The 19,910-nt window shown below is 53.2% G+C and carries 19 protein-coding genes; 11 read left to right on the top strand and 8 right to left on the bottom strand.

The window, feature by feature from the left end; all coding sequences use genetic code 11:
• Positions 1 to 2 precede the first annotated feature (2 nt).
• Entirely contained in the window at positions 3 to 1,271 is a 1,269-nt protein-coding gene (locus tag C5Y83_RS05015) for a YwqG family protein (protein ID WP_158262235.1), read from the bottom strand.
• A 276-nt stretch (positions 1,272 to 1,547) separates the two neighbouring features.
• Here C5Y83_RS05015 and map point away from each other — a divergent pair, with 276 nt between their 5' ends.
• Positions 1,548 to 2,306: a type I methionyl aminopeptidase gene (gene map / locus C5Y83_RS05010; protein ID WP_105328561.1), complete on the top strand. Its 759-nt coding sequence runs from the start codon at positions 1,548 to 1,550 to the stop codon at positions 2,304 to 2,306.
• 9 nt (positions 2,307 to 2,315) lie between these two features.
• Here the strand turns inward: map and C5Y83_RS05005 are convergent, their stop codons facing one another.
• The 3 genes from C5Y83_RS05005 to C5Y83_RS04995 form a co-directional block, all read right to left on the bottom strand.
• Positions 2,316 to 3,323: a polyprenyl synthetase family protein gene (locus tag C5Y83_RS05005; RefSeq protein WP_233207105.1), complete on the bottom strand. Its 1,008-nt coding sequence runs from the start codon at positions 3,321 to 3,323 to the stop codon at positions 2,316 to 2,318.
• A 119-nt stretch (positions 3,324 to 3,442) separates the two neighbouring features.
• Positions 3,443 to 3,925 carry a cyclic pyranopterin monophosphate synthase MoaC gene (gene moaC, locus C5Y83_RS05000; RefSeq protein WP_105328560.1) on the bottom strand — a complete coding sequence of 161 codons (483 nt, stop codon included), beginning with the start codon at positions 3,923 to 3,925 and terminating at the stop codon, positions 3,443 to 3,445.
• Between the two features lie 278 nt (positions 3,926 to 4,203).
• On the bottom strand, positions 4,204 to 4,776 hold the full coding sequence (locus tag C5Y83_RS04995; protein ID WP_105328559.1) for a helix-turn-helix domain-containing protein: 573 nt from the start codon (positions 4,774 to 4,776) through the stop codon (positions 4,204 to 4,206).
• 956 nt (positions 4,777 to 5,732) lie between these two features.
• Here C5Y83_RS04995 and C5Y83_RS04985 point away from each other — a divergent pair.
• The 10 genes from C5Y83_RS04985 (at position 5,733) to C5Y83_RS04940 (ending at position 13,131) form a co-directional block, all read left to right on the top strand.
• A complete protein-coding gene (locus C5Y83_RS04985) occupies positions 5,733 to 6,191 on the top strand; it encodes a hypothetical protein (protein ID WP_146117635.1) in 459 nt (152 codons plus the stop codon).
• Positions 6,192 to 6,263: 72 nt separating this feature from the next.
• Positions 6,264 to 6,917 carry a hypothetical protein gene (locus tag C5Y83_RS04980; protein ID WP_105328556.1) on the top strand — a complete coding sequence of 218 codons (654 nt, stop codon included), beginning with the start codon at positions 6,264 to 6,266 and terminating at the stop codon, positions 6,915 to 6,917.
• A gap of 5 nt (positions 6,918 to 6,922) precedes the next feature.
• Positions 6,923 to 7,867: a hypothetical protein gene (locus C5Y83_RS04975; RefSeq protein ID WP_158262234.1), complete on the top strand. Its 945-nt coding sequence runs from the start codon at positions 6,923 to 6,925 to the stop codon at positions 7,865 to 7,867.
• 61 nt (positions 7,868 to 7,928) lie between these two features.
• Complete coding sequence (locus tag C5Y83_RS04970) at positions 7,929 to 8,489, top strand: hypothetical protein (protein WP_105328554.1); 561 nt, start codon at positions 7,929 to 7,931, stop codon at positions 8,487 to 8,489.
• 48 nt (positions 8,490 to 8,537) lie between these two features.
• Complete coding sequence (locus tag C5Y83_RS04965; RefSeq protein ID WP_105328553.1) at positions 8,538 to 9,071, top strand: hypothetical protein; 534 nt, start codon at positions 8,538 to 8,540, stop codon at positions 9,069 to 9,071.
• Positions 9,068 to 9,976 carry a hypothetical protein gene (locus C5Y83_RS04960; RefSeq protein WP_105328552.1) on the top strand — a complete coding sequence of 303 codons (909 nt, stop codon included), beginning with the start codon at positions 9,068 to 9,070 and terminating at the stop codon, positions 9,974 to 9,976. The genes C5Y83_RS04965 and C5Y83_RS04960 overlap by 4 nt, the downstream gene beginning before the upstream one ends.
• A 262-nt stretch (positions 9,977 to 10,238) precedes the next feature.
• A complete protein-coding gene (locus C5Y83_RS04955) occupies positions 10,239 to 10,775 on the top strand; it encodes a hypothetical protein (RefSeq protein ID WP_105328551.1) in 537 nt (178 codons plus the stop codon).
• A gap of 117 nt (positions 10,776 to 10,892) precedes the next feature.
• On the top strand, positions 10,893 to 12,077 hold the full coding sequence (locus C5Y83_RS04950; protein WP_105328550.1) for an AAA family ATPase: 1,185 nt from the start codon (positions 10,893 to 10,895) through the stop codon (positions 12,075 to 12,077).
• A 48-nt stretch (positions 12,078 to 12,125) separates the two neighbouring features.
• The gene (locus C5Y83_RS04945) at positions 12,126 to 12,629 is read left to right on the top strand and encodes a hypothetical protein (protein WP_105328549.1); all 504 of its coding nucleotides are present in this window, start codon (positions 12,126 to 12,128) and stop codon (positions 12,627 to 12,629) included.
• Between the two features lie 25 nt (positions 12,630 to 12,654).
• A complete protein-coding gene (locus C5Y83_RS04940; RefSeq protein WP_105328548.1) occupies positions 12,655 to 13,131 on the top strand; it encodes a hypothetical protein in 477 nt (158 codons plus the stop codon).
• Between the two features lie 18 nt (positions 13,132 to 13,149).
• Here C5Y83_RS04940 and C5Y83_RS04935 read toward each other — a convergent pair whose 3' ends face one another.
• The 4 genes from C5Y83_RS04935 to yidD all read right to left on the bottom strand — a co-directional run bounded on the left by C5Y83_RS04935 (position 13,150) and on the right by yidD (position 19,890).
• Positions 13,150 to 14,082 carry a hypothetical protein gene (locus C5Y83_RS04935; RefSeq protein WP_146117634.1) on the bottom strand — a complete coding sequence of 311 codons (933 nt, stop codon included), beginning with the start codon at positions 14,080 to 14,082 and terminating at the stop codon, positions 13,150 to 13,152.
• 43 nt (positions 14,083 to 14,125) lie between these two features.
• Positions 14,126 to 17,728 carry a chromosome segregation protein SMC gene (gene smc, locus C5Y83_RS04930; RefSeq protein ID WP_105328546.1) on the bottom strand — a complete coding sequence of 1,201 codons (3,603 nt, stop codon included), beginning with the start codon at positions 17,726 to 17,728 and terminating at the stop codon, positions 14,126 to 14,128.
• A 60-nt stretch (positions 17,729 to 17,788) separates the two neighbouring features.
• Positions 17,789 to 19,567, bottom strand: coding sequence for a HEAT repeat domain-containing protein (locus C5Y83_RS04925; RefSeq protein ID WP_105328545.1), 1,779 nt, complete (start codon positions 19,565 to 19,567; stop codon positions 17,789 to 17,791).
• A gap of 128 nt (positions 19,568 to 19,695) precedes the next feature.
• Positions 19,696 to 19,890: a membrane protein insertion efficiency factor YidD gene (gene yidD, locus C5Y83_RS04920; protein WP_233207139.1), complete on the bottom strand. Its 195-nt coding sequence runs from the start codon at positions 19,888 to 19,890 to the stop codon at positions 19,696 to 19,698.
• Positions 19,891 to 19,910 lie beyond the last annotated feature (20 nt).

Here is a 19,910-nt window from a genome sequence, read left to right as displayed (position 1 = left end):
TTCTATCCGCATTGGTAGTGGCATTCAATTCCCTCGAAACGCCCCTGTTGTAGAGCGGAGGTGTCAACGTAGAACGTCAATTCACCGCCGTCGCCCCAGGCCATCGTTGTGTTGCCATCGCTGCCGATCTGAATCAACATCCGTTTGTCAGTACCGACTAGATCCTCGGGATACTCCTGCTGGAACATCGCATAGCCCCCCACCAGCGAATGCGTGGCCAGGGCGCTTACATCATTCAGATAATGTCCCCACAGAATGCTACGAAAGTCGGCCTGCATTCTGTCGAACGTTTCCCAAGTATCATCGTCCCAGCCCAATGCTGCCACTTCGGGCTCTTCCGCATGATTCGGTAACGACAAGACCGGAATCATCTCGATCGGCGCGGGATGAAAGAGAAACAGTTCGTCCGGTGGTTCACGCCGCGACAGAGAGGATGCAGCTGGTGTGTGGAGCATGACCGTCCAGCCAGGAGCATTCTCTGGTCCCTCAGGGAACTCGGGATCGAACTCTTCCTCGGTAATCCATCCCCAAACTGAAAACAGCGAAAGCAACCCCGACTTAGGAAGGCCGGAAAACGCCTGGGGACAGTCAGCGGCTTCTGCGAGATCGAATTGTCCGAGAAACGCCAACGGCTTTTCGTCTCCTTCGAGTTCAAACGTCGGCCAATCAACGGCATCAGGCAGATCTGGCAATCCACCAAGCTTCGAGGCACCGAGAGGGATGACCTCGTCTCCTTCAACCATCCGAGATCGCAGTAAGATCGCCGGCCTTATGAGCGTCGCGATTTCTGAATTTCGCATAGACAATCCGAGACGCTCCGTCAACTCGCGGATAAGTTGATGCTGATCGCCTGGAACGGCTATCCGTTCAATAAGAAACCTTCCCCGATCATCCAACTTGTCAGACACAATTTGGTAGGCATCATCTATCCACGTTTGAATCATTTCCGCCGGAACACTCCCATCGGTCGGTACGCTCATATAGATGTGCCCATCGCGTGGTGCCCATTGAGCATCTTGAACTGTGGAAAAGGATTGAATGTGTTCGGCTAGACGCTCTTGCTTCACAGGTATTTCCAGCACGAGTCCATCGTCGGACTCTCCCACGTTCAGCACGGTTCCCCATGATACGGTTGGCAATTCAACACAGAGTTGAGCAATCACTTGGGGATACTTCTGAACCATCTCCATGGTGAGTGAGTTCATCAGAAGTGTACCTGGTTTCTGCAACGCGTATTCGGCTAATCCGAGGATCAAATCTTGCGGGGGCATGCACTTAACCTTGAAAACAAATGGGATGCTTCGTTTGGGGGAGGGCATCAAAATGACGCAGCGCACACCCGTTGTCAAATAATTCTTCACACAACTGCTTCTGCGAACGATCGTGATTGATTCCATCCGTCTTCGATGTCACTTCCCTTCGCCGATAGGCCGAGTACTATGGATGGCCTTCATCTTGCAGTAACATCTGATTAGTGTCTCACCCAAGAGCAAGGTGGCGCCCCCCGGCGAAAGATCACCCTCCACCGGAATAAGGATCCCACGCAGATGACAATCGAAAGTCAGGACGACATGAATGGGGTGCTGAATACCGGTAAGGTAGTCGCCTATGTTCGTGATGCCATGCTCAACGCGATCGAAGCTGGGATGACGACCGCCGAATTAGATCGGCTCGGTAGCGGGTTGCTGGATCGAATGGGCGCGAGATCGGCACCGCGTGTCACGTACGACTTTCCGGGGGCAACCTGTATTAGCGTGAATGAAGAAGCCGCGCATGGGATTCCTGGCGAGCGGGTCATTCAAGCGGGCGATTTCGTTAACGTCGATGTTTCCGCGGAGTTAGATGGCTACTTCGCAGACACGGGCGGAACGATCGTGGTCCCACCTATCACAGATTTTAAAGCCCGACTCTGTTACGCAACCCAGATAGCTCTTCAAGATGCCATTGTCGAAGCCAAAGCAGATGCCCCAGTCAACCGAATTGGCCAGGCAATTGAACGTATCGCGAAGCTGAATGGATTTCAAACGATTAAGAATGTCGGCGGTCACGGAATTGGACGGAGCCTGCACGAAGAACCGGAAGGAATTGCAGGCTACTTCAATCGGTACGATCAACGTCATTTGAAACTAGGCCAGGTGATCGCTATCGAGCCGTTTCTGTCTACGCGAAGCACACGACTAACCGAGGCGAAAGATGGTTGGACGTTGATCGCCCATCCAGAGAATTTGACCGCTCAGTTCGAGCATACGGTTATTGTGACACGCGGCGCACCGATTATTGCCACCCTATCGGCTAACGCTCGGTAGCATCCCGCATTAATAGCAGCGTTTGAGGACGAACTCGGCTAGTTGCCGTAATGCAGCGGTCGCGTCGTTGTCAGGCCACTGCGAAACCGCCGCTAGTGCCGTTTCGACATATCGAATCGCGGTTTCGCGGGCATAGGCGGCGCTGTCAAACTCTTCGAGCCAAGCTTGAATTTGACCGGGCGCTGGATCTTCTGACGCCAAGACAGAAAGCATTTTGGCCTTGGTCGCCACCGGTGCGACTTTCAAGGCATGAATTAACGGGAGCGTTGGCTTCCGCTGGGCCAAGTCCGTTCCCAAAGTTTTGCCAGTCTGGTCGGTGTCTCCTTCGATATCCAGTAAGTCGTCGACGATTTGGAATGCAATTCCCAGGCAACGACCGTATTCGGCAGCTTGCTTACCGGCGTCCTCCGGGCACTCGGCATAGATCGCCCCAAGCTCGCAAGCACATTCACAAAGTGCCGCGGTCTTGGCTTCGATAATCGACAGGTACTCGTCTTCGCTCAGGTCGAAGCGGCCCTTCGTCGTAATTTGACGCAGCTCTCCCTCACAAACGACGTTGGTCGCCTGACCGATCTTCCGGGCAGCGAGAGTCGTTGGAAGGGTGCTGGCCAAATAGAATGCATGCGTGAAGAGGAAGTCGCCCACGAGAACACTTGATTCAGTTCCCCAGCGATGATGGATCGTTTGCAGATGTCGCCGTGTCTCTGCGCCGTCGAGTACATCGTCGTGAATCAACGTTGCCGTGTGCACCATCTCGAGGACGGCACCGAGCTTGTGATGGTCTGATGAGACATTGCTCCATGCCTGACCGCAAAGCAGCACCAGGGCAGGGCGAAGGCGTTTGCCACCGAGCAGATAACCGTACGAGACGATATCGCTGACGGCAGGGAACTTAGAAGACATTTCCCGCTTCAGAATCGCTTCAACTTGTGCAAGATCGGATTCGATCCCGCCATAGCAACGCATCAATGCCCCGGCCTCGGGAGCAGACGAAGTTTGATTAGTAGCGGGATTCACGTTCAATTCGACTTTCGTCAAGTTATCAGTGTTCAGTTCTCAATATTCGGTAAGAAGGAAATGCTCAATTGACACCTTCTCTGATGGAAGACTGAAAACGGAAGACTTCAAACTACCTCCTAAGGTTTGACATCTCGCTGGTAGGTCCCTGACTTGCCGCCTGACTTCTTTATCAAACGGATGTGTCGAACTTCCATCCCGCGATCAATGGCCTTACACATGTCGTACACAGTTAGGGCAGCAACGGAAGCGGCCGTCATAGCTTCCATCTCGATGCCCGTCTTCGCGGTTACACGAGCCGTCGCCGTGATTCGCAAGGTTGTCGGGTCTTCGAAAGCAAAGTCGACGTCGATACTTTCCAAGGGCAGCCCGTGGCAAAGTGGGATCAGCTCGTCGGTTCGCTTTGCGGCCATGATTCCAGCTAAGCGAGCGACCTGGAGGACTTCACCCTTTTGGTTTTGATTGTCGCGGATCGCCTTGCCGGTCTCGACTTTCATGGTGACGTACGCCTCGGCCACGGCCTCACGTGCCGTGGGTTTCTTTTGTCCGACATCGACCATGCGGGCCGCGCCGGAACTATCGAGATGCGTAAAATCGGCCATGAAATGAGCGCCAATCGAAATCCGCGAAACCCTCCATATTAAGTCGATATCGCCTTTTCCAGTAGGGGCGTTATGAGGATTTCCTGCCCCACTTCAGAGACTGGCCCATCTGGGGTGTCGACAATTGTCGGTCAAGGCCTCCTTCTGTGGGGAAAAACCGCATTGAAAGTGATACCGTTAACCTGGAAATCTTGAGGCAAGCCACAAAAAAAAGACGCCGCGAAATGCATCGCGGCGTCTTTTTAAGCTCGGATTGTGGTAACCCCGAAGGCTTGGTCTTAGACCAGTTCCTTCTTAGCACCGATCAAGGTTCGTAGGCGTTCTGCCAGCAAAGCCGCGTCAAACGGCTTCTTGAACGTCTCATTGATCGTGGATCGATCGAAGCTCATCGAGCTTCCATCGTCGGGTAGCAAGGCAATCAGAATCGTTTCCGAGAAATCGGGATTCCGACGCAGATTCTGGCAAATCTGCAACGCCTCGATACGACCGATCGAGAAGTCCACGATAATGCAGTCCGGGTGAAAACCTTCGGCTTGAATTCCGGCCTCAAAACCACTCGCGGCCACGCAGACCTTGAATGCTTTTTCGAGCGGAAGTTCGCGACGCAGATTTTCCACCAATACTTGGTCCTGAGCTACGATCAGCACCTTGGCCATGGCTTCATCTTCCAGGTCACCAAGGGGCATTCCGTGTTCTTTCAGGAACTTGATCAAATATTCCCGCGGGATTCGTCGGTCCTGGGATCCAGGAATACGATACCCCTTAAGTCGGCCCGAATCGAACCACTTGCTCACAGTGCGGGGGGCCACTTTGCAGATCTTTGCGACCTGTCCTGTTGTGAAGACCTTCATCACAGGCTCTCCATTACTCTTTCGTTGAGTTGACCTCCACAGTGTTTCCGGTTCTGGCGGAAACACGAAAATCGCCCCTCATCTTCGCCTTGGACTCTTCTGGCGATCCCTCGCACGCGGCTATGGGAGAGTCTCAATTCGTCAATGTCTGGGTCAGGGCGCTACAAACGCTGCTTCTCTCGTGGCTCGTACTCAGATCCTTCTGAACCGTGCCGTTCAAGCGGAAACCAAGAGCCACTACACACGATTTGATTCATCAAGACATTCTTGCGAACGTTCCCGATTCACCTATCTCGCAGCGGTTCGGCGATACGGTGACCAGTTGGAGAACCCAAACAGAACAACTGTCGTCACGAGTGAGGTCACACCCATGGCGCAGTAATAGCTTGTTAAAGATTCCCCCCTTGGCCGGCTGTTAACTCAAGCCAACTGCAACAGGTGCTGCAACTGGCAAGTGTGTAACAGTCCTTCCGAAGGTTAATTTCGAAGTTTCGGGGGTACTTTCTTTAGCATCTTTCCGATCTGTTTGGTGCGATCTTCAAAATCACACCCAACGACCCGCGCCGATTGGAGGAGTTGTTCCGACTTTGACGGCATAACGAGGAGCTAGCGGATTATCCTTACGTTTAGAATTATTCGCGCTGGACGTACAAAAGGCCACGGTGGTTTCCGCCAGATACGACCGCGGATGTCCGAAACGGAGACGTCGAAACACCTTGCAAGCAGCCGTCGCCATTTGTGAAGTGGTCACCACAGCTATCTCGTTGGTTCGAACTCTTCGCGCTAGTTTCATTTTCCTTGCGGTTGCTAGCAGCGATCGATATTCTGACTTCATGGATGAGAAAGCTGATATCTCCGAACGACAAACTGACTTTATTGCCACTCGTCCTTCATAGTCACTTGTCGCGGTCTCGGTTCTTTCGATCGCTTTATGCTTGTGGTTTGCGGGCTGGTTGATGGCACTCGCTACCACGCTTTCAGCTCGAGAAGGTTCGGCAATCGGATTTCTGGCTGCCTTACTGGGACCAGGACTCGTAGCCGCGCAACAATATCTGGGAACCTTCCGAACGAGCATGTTTGGGGCGCGTTTCTGTACTTGGTTCTTTAGTGTCACGGCCCTGCTTGCCGGGCTGCCGATGATCACGCTGGGGAATCAGTTGTATCGTGGTCAATCGATCGGGGCGGAAGCTGTCACTGCGTTTGGGCCCTTCGTGGGCGTCTCTGTATTTGCAGCGATCTCATCTCTCTTGAACTACTGCCGCTGGAGGAAACTTGTTCAAGCCGAACGAGCATTGCTTCCCAGGCGTAAATCCCGAAGAGTCACCTTGTTGGAAGTGATGGCCATCATGCTTGGATTCGGCCTGGTTCTGGGTGGCGCCGCCTTCTTCTCGCATCAACAAGCCTCCCCCAATTAGTTGCGAATGCCATCTGAGGTAGCTAGATTGGCGACTAGCACTCATGGCCTAATCGTTGGAAGGAGCCCAATCATGGTACGACGCTGCGGATTCGTGGTCTTCGTTTTCTCTTTTCTTGTCGGTCACTTGTCGGCGGACGAAACGAATCTAAGACTCGACCTGGCAGAATGCCCAGAACGTGTTCAGGCGTCCATCCGACGCGAACTGCACGACTTAGAGATTCCCGAAGTCGAACTGATTGAAAACGAAGAGGACCAGACGTATCGAGTTGTTTACAAGATCGAGGACCGCTGGTACGAGACCAAAGTTCATGAAGACGGGATTCTGGTGAGTAAGCTTCTCCAGAAGAAGCTGCGCCAAGAAGCAATGCAGGGCGGGGCAGAATTGTACTGGGTTGAAATCACCCTCGACGGACAGCCGTACGATCTGTGCGTAAGCCAAGATGGCAAGTTCTTGAGCAAACGTCGTCGTGAGTTGCCGAAGGAAGTGGAACAAACCAATGAACAAGGTATTCCCGACGAGATCGCTCTGCCTCAGCGCATGCCTCGTCCCATCGAGCAAGTCGTCTCACGCGAATCACGTGGTGGCGAGGTCACCGGCGTACCTCTCTTAGCCGACAAGAATCCCCGTGTCCCGCACACAACGTTTAGTTTCAACTGGAGCTCCAGCACCAAGGAAGGGACGAAGTTCGATATCAAGATCGATCGAACCCCCGCTGTGAAATGACCGAGATGGAAATCAGTGAAATAGACACTCCCACAGAGATGATCGCCGCGCCGCCTCGCCCTTCGCGGCTGCTGATCTCCGTCTCACTACTTAATATGGCAATCGGCGGGATCACTGCTGGCGTCGGTGCAGTGGGGGTGGAATTGGTCTGGCCGACTTCTCCCTTCACCGCAATCTTCATCGGGACTTTCCTATTCGGCTTGGTCACCACAATCGCTCAGTATCTGGGCACCTTCCACGGAAGCCGATTCGGAGCCGGTGCCGCATTGAGTGGAGGATTCTTGTGCTGCAAATATCTTTTTATCGCAGGGGTGATCAGCCCCTTCCTGCTCGCACTGGGGGGCCCTGGACAATTTCCCGAGCCTCCATCATTTTCTCACGCTGCGGCCATCCTCGCCTTGGCAGGAATCGTTGGACTTACCATCGCAGGTTTCAATTGGTGGTGGATCTCGAAATTAAATGCGTACGTGAAAGCGTGCCCTGAGAGGCCACGTCTTTCTTTCTCACTACGAGAAATCTTGGCCTTCTGCATTCTTGTCGCGATTATCATTGCTCCCGCCACCTATCGGGCTCACACCAATCCTTCCCTCTACTTATCTGATGTCTCGGCCGCAGATGTCCCTTTATCGCTTCCCGCCGAGGCACAGCATATCGACTACCAACGAACTCGCCACGCCATCTCCCGAGCAAAATTCCAGATAGCCGAAGCACCGCTCCGTAAATGGCTAAACGCCAGCAAGCAAGGCGATGGGCTACGAATTCAAGAGTTCGCAAAGCCTGTCGATGTCGATCTTCCCGAGCGAACCCAGACGCTGCTAGGAACAACACACTCGGTTGCCAAAGGATTTCGTGCGATCTGGAATGGGGACCACGTTTACTATTTCCTGGTGTATGATCGCCCCCAGGGTACAGCTTATTATTTCGAGCTTGCCTATCTCGATGAAGATTGATGTTTGTGGACGAAATCGCATACGAACAACCGCGCCGCTTCTTCTTGATTAAAATGGCGGCATGACTTCGTCCCACGTTCAACCTCTCCCGCAACGTTCCTGGCTGCACTTTGGGCTATCGGTGATCGTCATCATCGTCAGCTTAACGTCATTCGCATTACTAATCTCGCTCTTCTTCCACGCACGATTAGCCACGGCTGTGTTGCCGTTTCCATTTCTTCTGGTGGTCATCATGCTGGGGTGGACGCAGTATAGCGCGACGTTTCTTTGCAATAGCAAGTCGGCCGAAGTCGCAATCTGGCTCTGTGGCGGCTTGGGAGCAATCAGTGGCTTGATGCTTTTCATGTCTCTTCCTCACATCGTGAGAGCGTTCGACGCTGAACCGTACCGAGTTATTCGAATAGTTCCCGTCGTTGCGTTTTGGCTGCTTACCACGTCATGTGGCATCTCAAACGTCTTCTGGTGGAAAAAGCTTACTTATTACCCGGTCGAAGAGTTCACGGTGCGTCGCCGTTTTCGCTTCTCGCTAAAAACCATGCTACTCGCGTTCACGGCGTTGACCTACGTGATTGGGATTACTTCTCTGTTTTGTCGCAGCGAGTTTCTCGCTCGTACATTTTAAAATGGCCAATTGTTAGCAAAACGCGTTACAGGTTCGTATCGTAAGAGGATGGACGGTCCACGACGAACTTACGGTCAATTAGTCAGCGCAACATTGACGATTTTGGTTGCGATCTGGTTTGCCGGTATTTTGTTAAGCTGGATTCCACGGATCAATGAGAACCCTCTTAGTATGGTTGTCGTCGCCATTATCGGGCCTGGCTTAATCGCTTTTCAGCAATATCGCTCAACGTTTCGGGCCAATCTTTCGGCAGCTCGCTTTTGCATGGTATTGACCTGCTTTAGTAGCGTTTTCGTTGCATTGATATTCGTAATCGCGATTTGCATCACGGCTTTTACCTTCCTCACGCAGCGGCAGCCGTTTCCCCTTGTTCCTATGGTGATATTCCTTGCTTCATTGACCACGCTCGGTAGTGTCGCTTCATCCAACTTGCGATGGTGGTTGGAACTTCAAACCTGGTACGAAAGAGACTGGCAACCGCCTGTCGCCCGTCAGTTCTCGCTGAGCGATACGCTTCTGTTGACGTTGGCGGTTGGCATTGCGTTTGGTGTCGCTAACCACTGGTCGACGACTTATCGATGAGCAATTTGCGAAAGCGATGTTTCTTCGAAGCGAATGAAAAAGAAAGCAACTTGGTGGAAACGAACACAATAACGACCGAGTTTCCCAAGCCACATCTCGTACATCAGCTCGCAGCAGCCGTTTCTATTCTGGTTTCGCTTGCTTTCATAGGTACGCGTATCCCAGGACTCGTCTACCTAGAACCCTGTTTTACCTTTACCTTGATTATTTTTGTTCCCTGGCCCATCTATCATGTTATTCAGCAGTACCGCGGAACCTTTCGCCGAAATGCAAAAGCGGCGACGATGGCCATTGGCTGGCCAGCATTTTGCTCAGTCATCACCGGAATCGCATTGTTCGGAATTCTGGGTAATATGCCGATCGGCCTGTTTTTCACGATCGCCTCATTTTCGCTGGCAAGTTTGCTGATCAGCATTATCAATTGGCATTGGCAGCGAAGGCTACACGCTGCCATCGCGGATGGTCTGATTTTTGTCGGCAAACGTGGTTTTACGGTGAAAGAGCTACTACTGATCGTTGCTTCGATCTCGATTGTATTGGCATCTGCAGTACCCAGTTTAAAGCCACTTCGGGGACATCTAGTATCCGCGAAAGACGCTCCCTTTTTCATTCCGGCCGGTGCCAGTGACATTACGTACAACTACATGTCGCACAGTATCCGTTACGAATGCACCATCGACGAACAGGCATTCCTCGATCATTTCGCCGAAGAAGAGGGGATCGAGCAATTTTCCGGTGGTCGCCTTGTTCAGACTTTCATCGATTGCTCGACCGTGCCCTATAAGCTTGGCGATCGCCGTGTCTTTGAAGGCTGGACCTACTCGCGGCAGGAGGAAGACCGAGGACGTTATTTCACCTACGATCGTCCGACACAGCGGCTTTACTATTATTCCCACAGCCGATAATGTTCGCGAATGAATCGAGTTGTGGCTAAACTCATCCCAAGGGCGAGGCGATCCACTCCTTAACACGAGTCCAACGCGTTACTGGCTTCCGTGACGAGAGCCAGATAACGGAATATTTTTTGGTTAGCACGGGCTGGCAGTACGACCGGAGCGATGACGTTCGCTGGATTCAAATCACGTACGACCGAGATAATAAGCGAATGTACTTTACTCGATAGACAGTTGACCATTTTACGTCAATAATTCGCGACGCGAGCAACCATTGAATACTCAAGACCCGCTGCCAACGCCCGATCATTTCGAGGTCTCGGTCTTCGTAATTGCCATCGGCCTAGTAATGACGACCGTGGGGCTACTCTCTTTACTGAGCCCTAGTTCGCTCTTACTAGGCCTCGTCATTGCCGGCTGGGGTAGCAGTGGGGTATGGCTTCAATACTTGGCCACATTCCGCCGAGACGTACGTGCTTCGCTGCTGATCAGTTGCAAGGGCAGCATATCACTTTTGGCCATGATCAGCTTGCTGGGACTCCTACTCGTATGGCAATTTCAGCAGGGCGGGATGCAAGCCGTGTTTGATGTCGCGACCTCGTTGATGTTTCTCGGAGCCATCATTTTGTACTTTCTGTGGACCACTCAGGCCAACTGGCGTTGGTATTTTCAACTTCGCAAGGCAACCCGATATGGCTTGACTTCGCCTCCTTGGCGGCAGCTTTCCGTTAGCGATCTGTTTGCCTTGGTGGTAATGATTGGCTCGGTACTAGGCATGATGAGCTTCTTGTTTCGCAACGCGGGAAAATGAGCTCTTGTTCGTCTTTGATTATCGACGTTAAGAAGCGAAAATGTTCTTCGCGGCAATCGTCATGTTTTGGTACAACTTTCGACATCGCACTCGCTCTTTTCCATTCTTGAAATCCGCATGATCCAGCAGCTCGCCATCGCCGGATATCGTTCGATCCGCTCGATTATCTTGAAGCTGGGGCAGCTGAATGTCGTCACCGGAGCCAATGGATGCGGTAAGTCGAATCTTTATCGGTCACTACGCATGCTGGCCGACGCGGCCCATGGTGAGTTGGTCCGGTCATTAGCTCGTGATGGCGGATTTTCGTCGGTTCTCTGGGCTGGGCCAGAAATGATCACGGAAGACGCCGAAGCGTTATCGGCTCCGATGAAACGTAAGAAGCCTGTTAGTCTGCGGCTTGGATTCACTTCGCACGAGTACAGCTATGCACTCGATCTCGGCGGACCGGTACCTCGCAAGTATCTCGATCCGGCCGCCGGGATGCAATTGTCGACGTTTCGAAATGATCCCGTGATGAAGCGTGAATGTTTATGGCGTGGCAATCGAATGCTGCCGAGCTATCTCTGTGCAGATCGTCGAAACGAAATGCTTCGCTGTCGTAATGCTGAGGGGGCCTGGCGCGAGGTCGGCGTTCCTCTTTCCCTTCAAGCCAGCATGCTGACCGAATACTCCGACCCCTTCGAAGGTCCCGAACTGATTGTCATGCGTGAGATCATCCGCTCGTGGCGGTTTTACGATTCGTTTCGGACCGATCCAGACGCACCGGCAAGACGCGTGAATGTCGGTACCTGGACTCCGGTACTCGGCAACGACGGCAGCGATTTGGCAGCCGCACTGCAAACCATCCGCGAGATGGGCAACGGGGGCCCGCTGGTCGAAGCAATTGATGATGCTTTTCCTGGTTCACTGCTGAACATCACGAATACACACGTCGGCTTGCAACTGACATTGGAGCAGCCCGGCATGATGCGTGAACTGACTGCCGCAGAACTATCGGATGGGACGCTTCGTTATTTGCTGCTCGTCGCCGCTCTTTTGACGCCGCAACCGCCGAAGCTGTTGGTGTTGAACGAACCGGAAATGAGTCTACACCCAGATTTGATACCAGCCTTGGCGCGTTTGATCTTATCCGCCGCTGGGCAAAGCCAAGTCATCGTGGTTACGCATAGCGAGAAACTCGCCGAACATTTGGCTGAGTGGGATTTATGCCGCCGCATTCCCCTGGAGAAATGCAGCGGCGAAACCATCTTGCAAGGAGGAGACCTCTTAGATCAAGTAGGGTGGAAATGGCCGAGCCGGTAACCCAGTATCCGATTATGTCAAATAGCGGAACGATGTGGAGCAATCTTTGTGACCGATAACGAAAGCCTTTCTCGACGAAATCGTGTCGATTCGATGGTTGACGCCGATACTGCGATCACGACGGTCGCAATCATGACGCTTGGCATTCTAATCGCAATCTTAGGCACGGCCGCGGTCAGTAAGAGTTCCGGTAGCGGAGGCGGGCTCATTCTGCTGGGCATCGGAGGAACGTTGATCGTCGGCCAATACGTTGGCGTTACGCGTCGTATCCCCTTTTACCTGGCGTTGGTGAACGGGATACTCATTGGGTTTTCATTGCTGTCAGGCCTCTTGAGTATAATACTGCCTCCGATGATTGCGATATCTGCGATTACTGCAACGATGTTATTCATGAACTGGCATCATCGTGCGACGATGGCTGAACAAGACCAGGCTGGCGTCCCCAAACCTGAATTCGGACGCGTGACGATGCGAGAAATCTTGGGAGCCTTCGTGGTATTGGCCTTGATCCTTGGCCCTGCGACTTTTGTCAGCCGCTGGCTGCAGCCATAACTCGATGATGACCAATAGAAATCGAATGCCGCGACGCTACTTTTCCTACGAAAAGCCTTCCGCTCTGTTGATCGGGTTCACCTTCCTGACGATGGGGCAGGGGATTGTCATGGCAATTATGGGTCTGGCGATCGGTTCTCGCGTCGATTCTGTCGAACCGGGATTCGCGCTGGCGTCATTTGGAATGGTGCTCATCGTTACGCAGTACGCCAGCACCTTTCGGCGAAATGTCTACTGCATGTGGCTGGCAACCGGTCAGCTAACGTTATGTAGCATCCCGTGTGGACTGGCACTGATCGTCGGTGGATGCGTCGCTGCCATTCCGTTATTCATCTCAGGAACGACGGCCTTGTTGAACCTCTACTGGGGAATCTCCGTCGTCGAACAACATTCCATCATTCCAGACGACCAATCCCCGGAACAGATTTCCTTGATCGAGATCTTCTTAGCAATCCTGATCGTCGCTTTGATTCTGGGGCCGGCGACCGTGTTCTATAGATAATTTTTCACTCGGATCTACTCACGGCCATTCTGTTCGTATTAAATTCGCCTCTTGCGGCGTCAGGACCTTCGGATCGACTTCCATCCAGTAGGTAAATACTCGTCGGCCATGTTTCTCTTCTCTCTCCAGATGGCCAGGCATTTCTTTTTGAGGCCACTGCTCGTGGAAGAAACTTAGCAATTCGTCGTAGTTCTCGATGACATCGCGGATACTTTCTACTTGCATGGGCAGAAGGTCGCCGTAATTCCCATAGCGACCGAGCTCCAACGAATCGTTACGAAATGTTTGGGGAATCATTCCTTCGGTCAAGTAGGCACCCTCATCGAAGAATCTACAGTCACCTAACTGGATGAGTTGAAGCCTATCAAGCGGTTCGTCGACGTGGCAGTCGTCAAACTCAAACTTTGAACACATCGTAATCAAGGATCCTGGCTTCCCTTTGATCGTAAAACAGACCGCTCCTACGTACCAAACTCCTTCGTAATCGTAGCCATCGATAACGACATCGGTTACGTCTTCCATCCCCTCGAACTTCAGCACAATCTGATCTCGGTCATGGTAATATGCCGCATTGTTGCTAATCGCAAATGCAATAGCGCCGGCCACGATGGGTATGAAGAACACAACCAGTACCAGACCGAATTTTAAACGGCTTATTGGAGGAAGACCTTTCGACAACTCGGCAATCATCAAAGCAACCACCGCAAGTCCGATCGGCGAAAGCATCATGAGGTAAAGAACTGGACGAGCCTCATGCCAGGCCGCCGGGAGGATGAAAAGTGTGGATGCCACCGCCAAACCAATACTCCCTTTCGCCAACCAATTTGCCATGTTGACTTGACGTAGGAAAGCCAAAAGGATCGCCAGCAATCCTCCTGAAAACCCTAGCAGCAAGCAAAATAAAATCAGGGGAACATACTCCATGCCAGGCATATTCTGGGCTAGTAGCATCAGCAGCACCTTGAAAGAAAACCGAGCGGATTCAAGGACTATTCTAAGCGACCGAGATATCGCCGTCGCCTGTTTCATTGACATCGTCGAAGCGGACGCTGACTCGTTTCGAGATGCCTGATTCCTGCATCGTCACGCCGTGCAGGGTTGTCGCAGCCGACATCGTTGCTTTCGAATGACTGACGATGACGAAGCGAGTCCAATCGAGAAAACCATTGAGCACGTCGACGAAGCGGCCAATGTTCGCCTCATCGAGCGGGCCGTCGACTTCGTCCAAAATACAGAAGGGGCTGGGACGGAATTGGAAGATCGCCAGCAGCAGCGTCACGGCGGTCAAAGCGCGTTCGCCACCGGAGAGCAGCGAGATATTGAGCGAACTCTTGCCAGGCGGCGTAGCAATCACATCGATCCCGGCCTCCAGAATGTCGACGCCTTCCTCGATGATGATATCAGCCGAACCACCACCAAACACGCGGCGGAACATCACCTGGAAGTTACTCCGAACGGTCTCCAACGTTTCCTCGAAAAGGCGACGGCTATCGACATTAATCTTGTTGATGATCTTCTCGAGCGATTCCTTCGCTTCGGTCAGGTCTTTCAGTTGCCCATCGAGCTGCTCGAAGCGAGTCTGAAACTCGTCCAACTCCTGAAGGGCCTGCATGTTTACGGAACCGATGTTGCTAATCTTGCGGCGCAAATCGGCGATCTCTTCATCGACAGCAGCTCGGTCACCAGGAAGTTCAACCGTTTCCAAATCGATCTCGACTTCGGAGATTTCGATCGCATAATCGTCACGGAGCCGACGTTCGAGCGTACTCCGCTCGTGCCGGAGGTCGGTGAAGGAAAGTTCCTTACGGTGCAACTGATCGTCGACAGTTCGCTGCTTTTGCCGAGCTTCGACCAGCTTCGAGGTATTCTCCGACTTGGCCTTTTCCAAATGCTTGCGGCTGGCACGATCGGTCGCCAAAGCATCATTCGATTCGGCCAGTTTTAGCATTGCCGATGCGTATTCGCTCGTTCCACGTAAGATCTCAAGCTGCTGGTTTTGAATCTTAGTGGAATTTTGGGCAATCGATTGCCGAACGTCGGTGATCGCCGCGCGGCGTTCGTCCAAGTTCTCTTGCAGGCGTTGGCTACTTGCCTCGTGCGACTCCACCTGCTGCTCGGCTCGGGCCAGTTCGACTTTCAGTCCGGTGATTTGCCCACGGCTATCGCTCAAGCTGGCCTCGAGCTCGCCGAGGGTTTGCGTGAGGTTATCACTTTCAACTTCTAGCTGGGCGATCGCTTCGCGCGTGGCTGCGAGCTCGACTTCCTGTTCTTTGAGCTGCTTCTCGTCACTGTCAATTCGTGCATCAATGGTTTCGCGTTGCTCGAGACGCTTTTTTAGTTCCGTGTCGGCGTCTGCGATTCGTGATTCCAGTCGCTGCTTCACCAAGCGATGCTCGGTAAGCACGGACGAAGCTTCTTGCTGCTGGCCCACTAGGTCTTCCAAGGCCTGCTTCTGCTCGGCGATCGATTGCTGCACCTCGGCTAGAACCGCTTCCTTTTTCTCGAAAGCTTGTTCAAGCTTGGTGACTTCATTACGCAGAGCACGAAGTTCACTTCGCCGCGAGATGATACCGCCGACATTCGTGGTCGGTCCGGCATATACGCGTCCATCCGCCTCCAGCAATTCACCATCGCGAGTCACAAAACGAAGTCGCTCGGAATACTTCTTCTTGAGCTCGATTGCAGAGCGCGCATTATCGACAAACCAGATATCGCCCAGAAGGAATGCTGCGACCGGCAAGAACTCCTCTTCGGCTTCGACGAAATCGAGTGCATTGCCGAGAACACCAGGTTCGTCACGAAGTCCGTCCGGCTCTTCATTCTGTGACTTCGGCAGTGACTCGATATCTAGCAAGCCGACTCGGCCTGGGAAGATAACCTCGCGTTCCAACACTTGCTGCAGAAGATCGCCGGTTTCGAGAAGCACCAGTTGGGCTGCATCGGCCAGCGAGATTTCAATCATCCGAGCATATTCAACGTCAACCCGCACGACATCTGCCACGAGCCCGATCACGGATTGAAATAGCGGTAGTCTTTCGACACGGGCCCGCGAAAGGATTTCTTTCACCCCCGAGTTCACCCCTTCGCTGGTACGCTCTAATTCATCGAGAACGGATGCTCGCTCGGCGGCTACTGCCTTACGGCGGGAGAGGGCATCGAGATCGGCCTGAATATCTGCCGCCTCTTGTTCTTGAATACGTAACGCTCCTTTAGCGTCGGTCACGTCGGCCTGAGCGGTCGAAAGGTGTTCGACCAACCCACCTTCGTCCTCGGTAAGCTGCCCCAACTCGCTGCGATGCTCTTCCAAGCGAGCTTCGTCCCGTTCGATCGCTTGCTCAATCGCAGTTAACTGATTGCGATCGCTTTCGATGCGGGCCTTAACCGCGCCGAGAGCGTTGTCGAGCGTAGACACATTCCGCAGCATTTCTAAATGCTTTTGACGGTTTGCTTCTCCCTGCTCGCGTTTCGCTTCGATCTCGGTTTGAACTTCCTCAGTGGCTGCTTCCACACTTTCCAGGTCAGCCGAGACGACATCGCGCTGTGTCATGGCTTTGGAAAGCTGCTGCTTGGCAGCGGCCAAATCCGCCGTCAGCGTTCGCAACGAGGCAATATTCCGGGCCAGATTGATCGCTTGCGACTTGGCTTCCTGCTCAAGATCCTCCAAAACGCGGAACTGCATCCCTGAGGCGGAATGGATCGTTGCCAATCTCTGCGCAACTTTCGCGTGCTGTTCCTCTTTCTGGCTCAGCAACGATTGCAACTCGAACAGCTTTGCTTCCGCGCTTTCGAGCCCTTCCTCCGCTTGAACGATGATTTGCTGAGCTTCAGCCTGCTCTTGGCGAAGGAATTCGAGTTCGCTTGAGTATTGCTCGACGCGGGTCGAAAGACTGTTCCAGTCCTGCATCCCAACAACGGTTCGCAACAGCTTCAAACGCTCGGTATATTCACGATACTTCTGTGCCTTGCCAGCCTGAGCTTTGATGCTGCGGTAACGAGAACCGACCTCTTCCACGATGTCGGATAGGCGGACCAGGTTTTGATCAACACGATCCAACCGCCGCTGTGTTTCCAGCTTCTTTGCTTTGAAGCGGCTAATCCCGGCGGCTTCTTCGAACACCGCCCGTCGATCACGCGGCGAGGCCTGCAGTAGCGTATCGACTTTACCCTGTTCGATGATGCTGTAGGCGTCCGTACCGATACCGGTACCACGACAGAGGTCTTTCACGTCGCGCAAACGGCAAGGATGCCGGTTGATCAGATATTCCCCTTCGCCACTCCGGAAGACACGTCGTGTGACGTGTACCTCTGGGGCATCGATCGGTAAGGTGCCTTCGGCGTTGTCGAACACGATGGTCGCCTCAGCGGCGTTCATCGGTTTGCGTCCATGGGCGGCCGAGCCCTTAAAGATGACGTCGGCCATTTCCTTACCACGAAGGCTCTTGGCGCTTTGTTCCCCGAGAACCCACTTGATTGCGTCGACGATGTTCGACTTTCCCGAACCATTGGGACCAACGACCACCGTGATTCCCTGCGGGAATTCCAGGCGAGTCTTATCAGCAAAACTCTTAAAGCCGTGAAGCTCTAAGGCCTTCAGCATGGTCAGCTCCGAAGGGGCGACGGATTAAAGGAACATCGTGTACAAACACTTTAGAGTCCTCTAATCGAACGTCGGGATCAAGGTACCATCCCCTGCGGTAGAGGTGGATACTTCGGAAGACTCTTCGGTTTTGGCAGATTCTCCGGTTTGGGTGAAGTTATCGGCTAGCATTTCGCTCGATTCGACGCTGTTTTCTTCCTCTCCTGAAGACTTGATGTAGCTTCGATCCGGTCGTGGCATCGCGTTCACCTCGACACGCACCGACATGTAGCCTTCGTTTCGCAGGCCGAACAGCGTTCGTACGACCTCGCCATATTTGCAGTCCATTTCTGTCAAAGTGCGGATTAACTGAACGACTTCGGTTGAGCATTCGCGAACTTCTTCTTCGCCACCAGCCGAGAACCGCATCACTTTCAACTTGCGATGACCCGAGCTACGAATCGTGAGTCCGTCCTGGCCAATGAAGATCACATCGCCCTGGAGCCGAACATCAGTACCGAAGACGGCGATTTCTGCACGGTCTTTCAGACGGAAGTGAACCATGGGAGCAGCTGCTGACCGAATCGCATGCAATTGAATACCGTTGCTCAACGTGGTGCCGGCAATCGAAGGCAACTCGCTGGAACGCTTCTTTAGTTGATCGAACGCCCCGTAACGAGCTTCAGCACTCTCGGCGTTGAGTAGGCCTTCTAAGGCATCAATCACGTCCAAGTCGTCGAACGACCCCAACGCCAATAAGGCACGGTATCGGAAACCGTTGTTGCGGCGGGCAGCATCGGCGAGCGGTTCAATACACTCAGGTTCGTTCAAGTAAGCCAATGCTTCGGCAGCACAAAAGCGGACCAACTCGTGATTGGAGTCGAGCCCTTTTTTGAGCGACTCAATCCCCTCTTTGCCAACCGCTTCCAGCTTCATCGCACCGACTTGGGTCGACTCTTGGTCTAACAGCATTGCCTCGGCTTCGGCGATGTATTCCAACCGGGCAGGCGTGGTGACCGCCATCGGAATGTGGCGAATGACTCGCATGTAGCGAGCGATGTTGTCTTTGTAGCGAGGATGAACAGCAAGTTCGATGTATTTGTCCGACTGGGGATTAGCGACCCCTTGCTTCGATCCGTCACGGAACATGTAGAATCGCTTATTGATTACCGAGCCGACACGACTACTGGCAGCGATCGAGACGTGATCTTTCACCAAACCGAGGCCCAGTGGGCGTTCTTCCAACAGCCGCGCACCACCGAGGACGTGTCCTCGCTTTTGATTCGCTTCGGTTACCGTGCCATCGACAACGCTGTCGAGAACAATCGGCCCTGCCGCGATGGCGATATCATGACCTTTCCGCATCCGACCACCAAGCATTGCCATGTCGGTCAGGCGAGTCTCAGGCATCCAGCCATATTCCAGACTGGTTGTATCGGTTTCGGGAGGAACGATGACTCGTACGTCGACAATGTCATTCTTCTGTGCGCCGGCAGGGATGACTGCTTCCGCGAAGATGACCCCGGTGTTCGTCGAGGCCAACCATTGACTTGGATTTTCGATTTGACGCGTTCGCATCTCGCCGAGCACCATATTTCGAGCTTCGCCCGGCGGGGGATCGCTTCCGGTTCCCTTAAGCATGGTAACTAGGGTAATAGCCCGAATGGTCGCAGAGTTCATCCCGACAACACCCGTTAAATCGCCCACCGTCTTGACCTCGTCCCAATCATGGGAAGGGGCGGATGCTTGGGGGTCTTTGCTAGTCCACGGGGCGATGCAGCCGAGCGTGGAAATCTGCCCTGATATAAGGAGACAGGCAACAAGAATGCGAGCCGTGTTCGAGCGTCCGTGCCGTAGCATTGGGTTGTTGATCCGCCGAAGTAGTGCCGGTTCGGTCCGAGGAACTCCCTTGCCTCTGGACCAGATCGGTCGAAACAGTAGGCAAATCTGATAGCACGATCAATAGCAATTTCTTGGCCCACCTAATCTTACGGCGGATCGAATCCACTGCGACAAAAGGGATTACAGCGTAAAATCCGCCAAATCCCACGCACAGCCCCCGAAATTGGGCCGTATTTGCGTACCGCTTGAATGAAATAATTGCTGCAAGTTGGCTGAAACCGGCACTGTTGCCCGACAATCGGGCTAAGCGTGTACTGATAACAGCGCACCAGAAAAATCATCGTTTCCGATAGCAAGGCCC

It is taken from the genome of Blastopirellula marina, assembly GCF_002967765.1.
GTDB lineage: Bacteria > Planctomycetota > Planctomycetia > Pirellulales > Pirellulaceae > Bremerella > Bremerella marina_A.
This window is presented reverse-complemented; position numbering and strand designations above follow the sequence as displayed.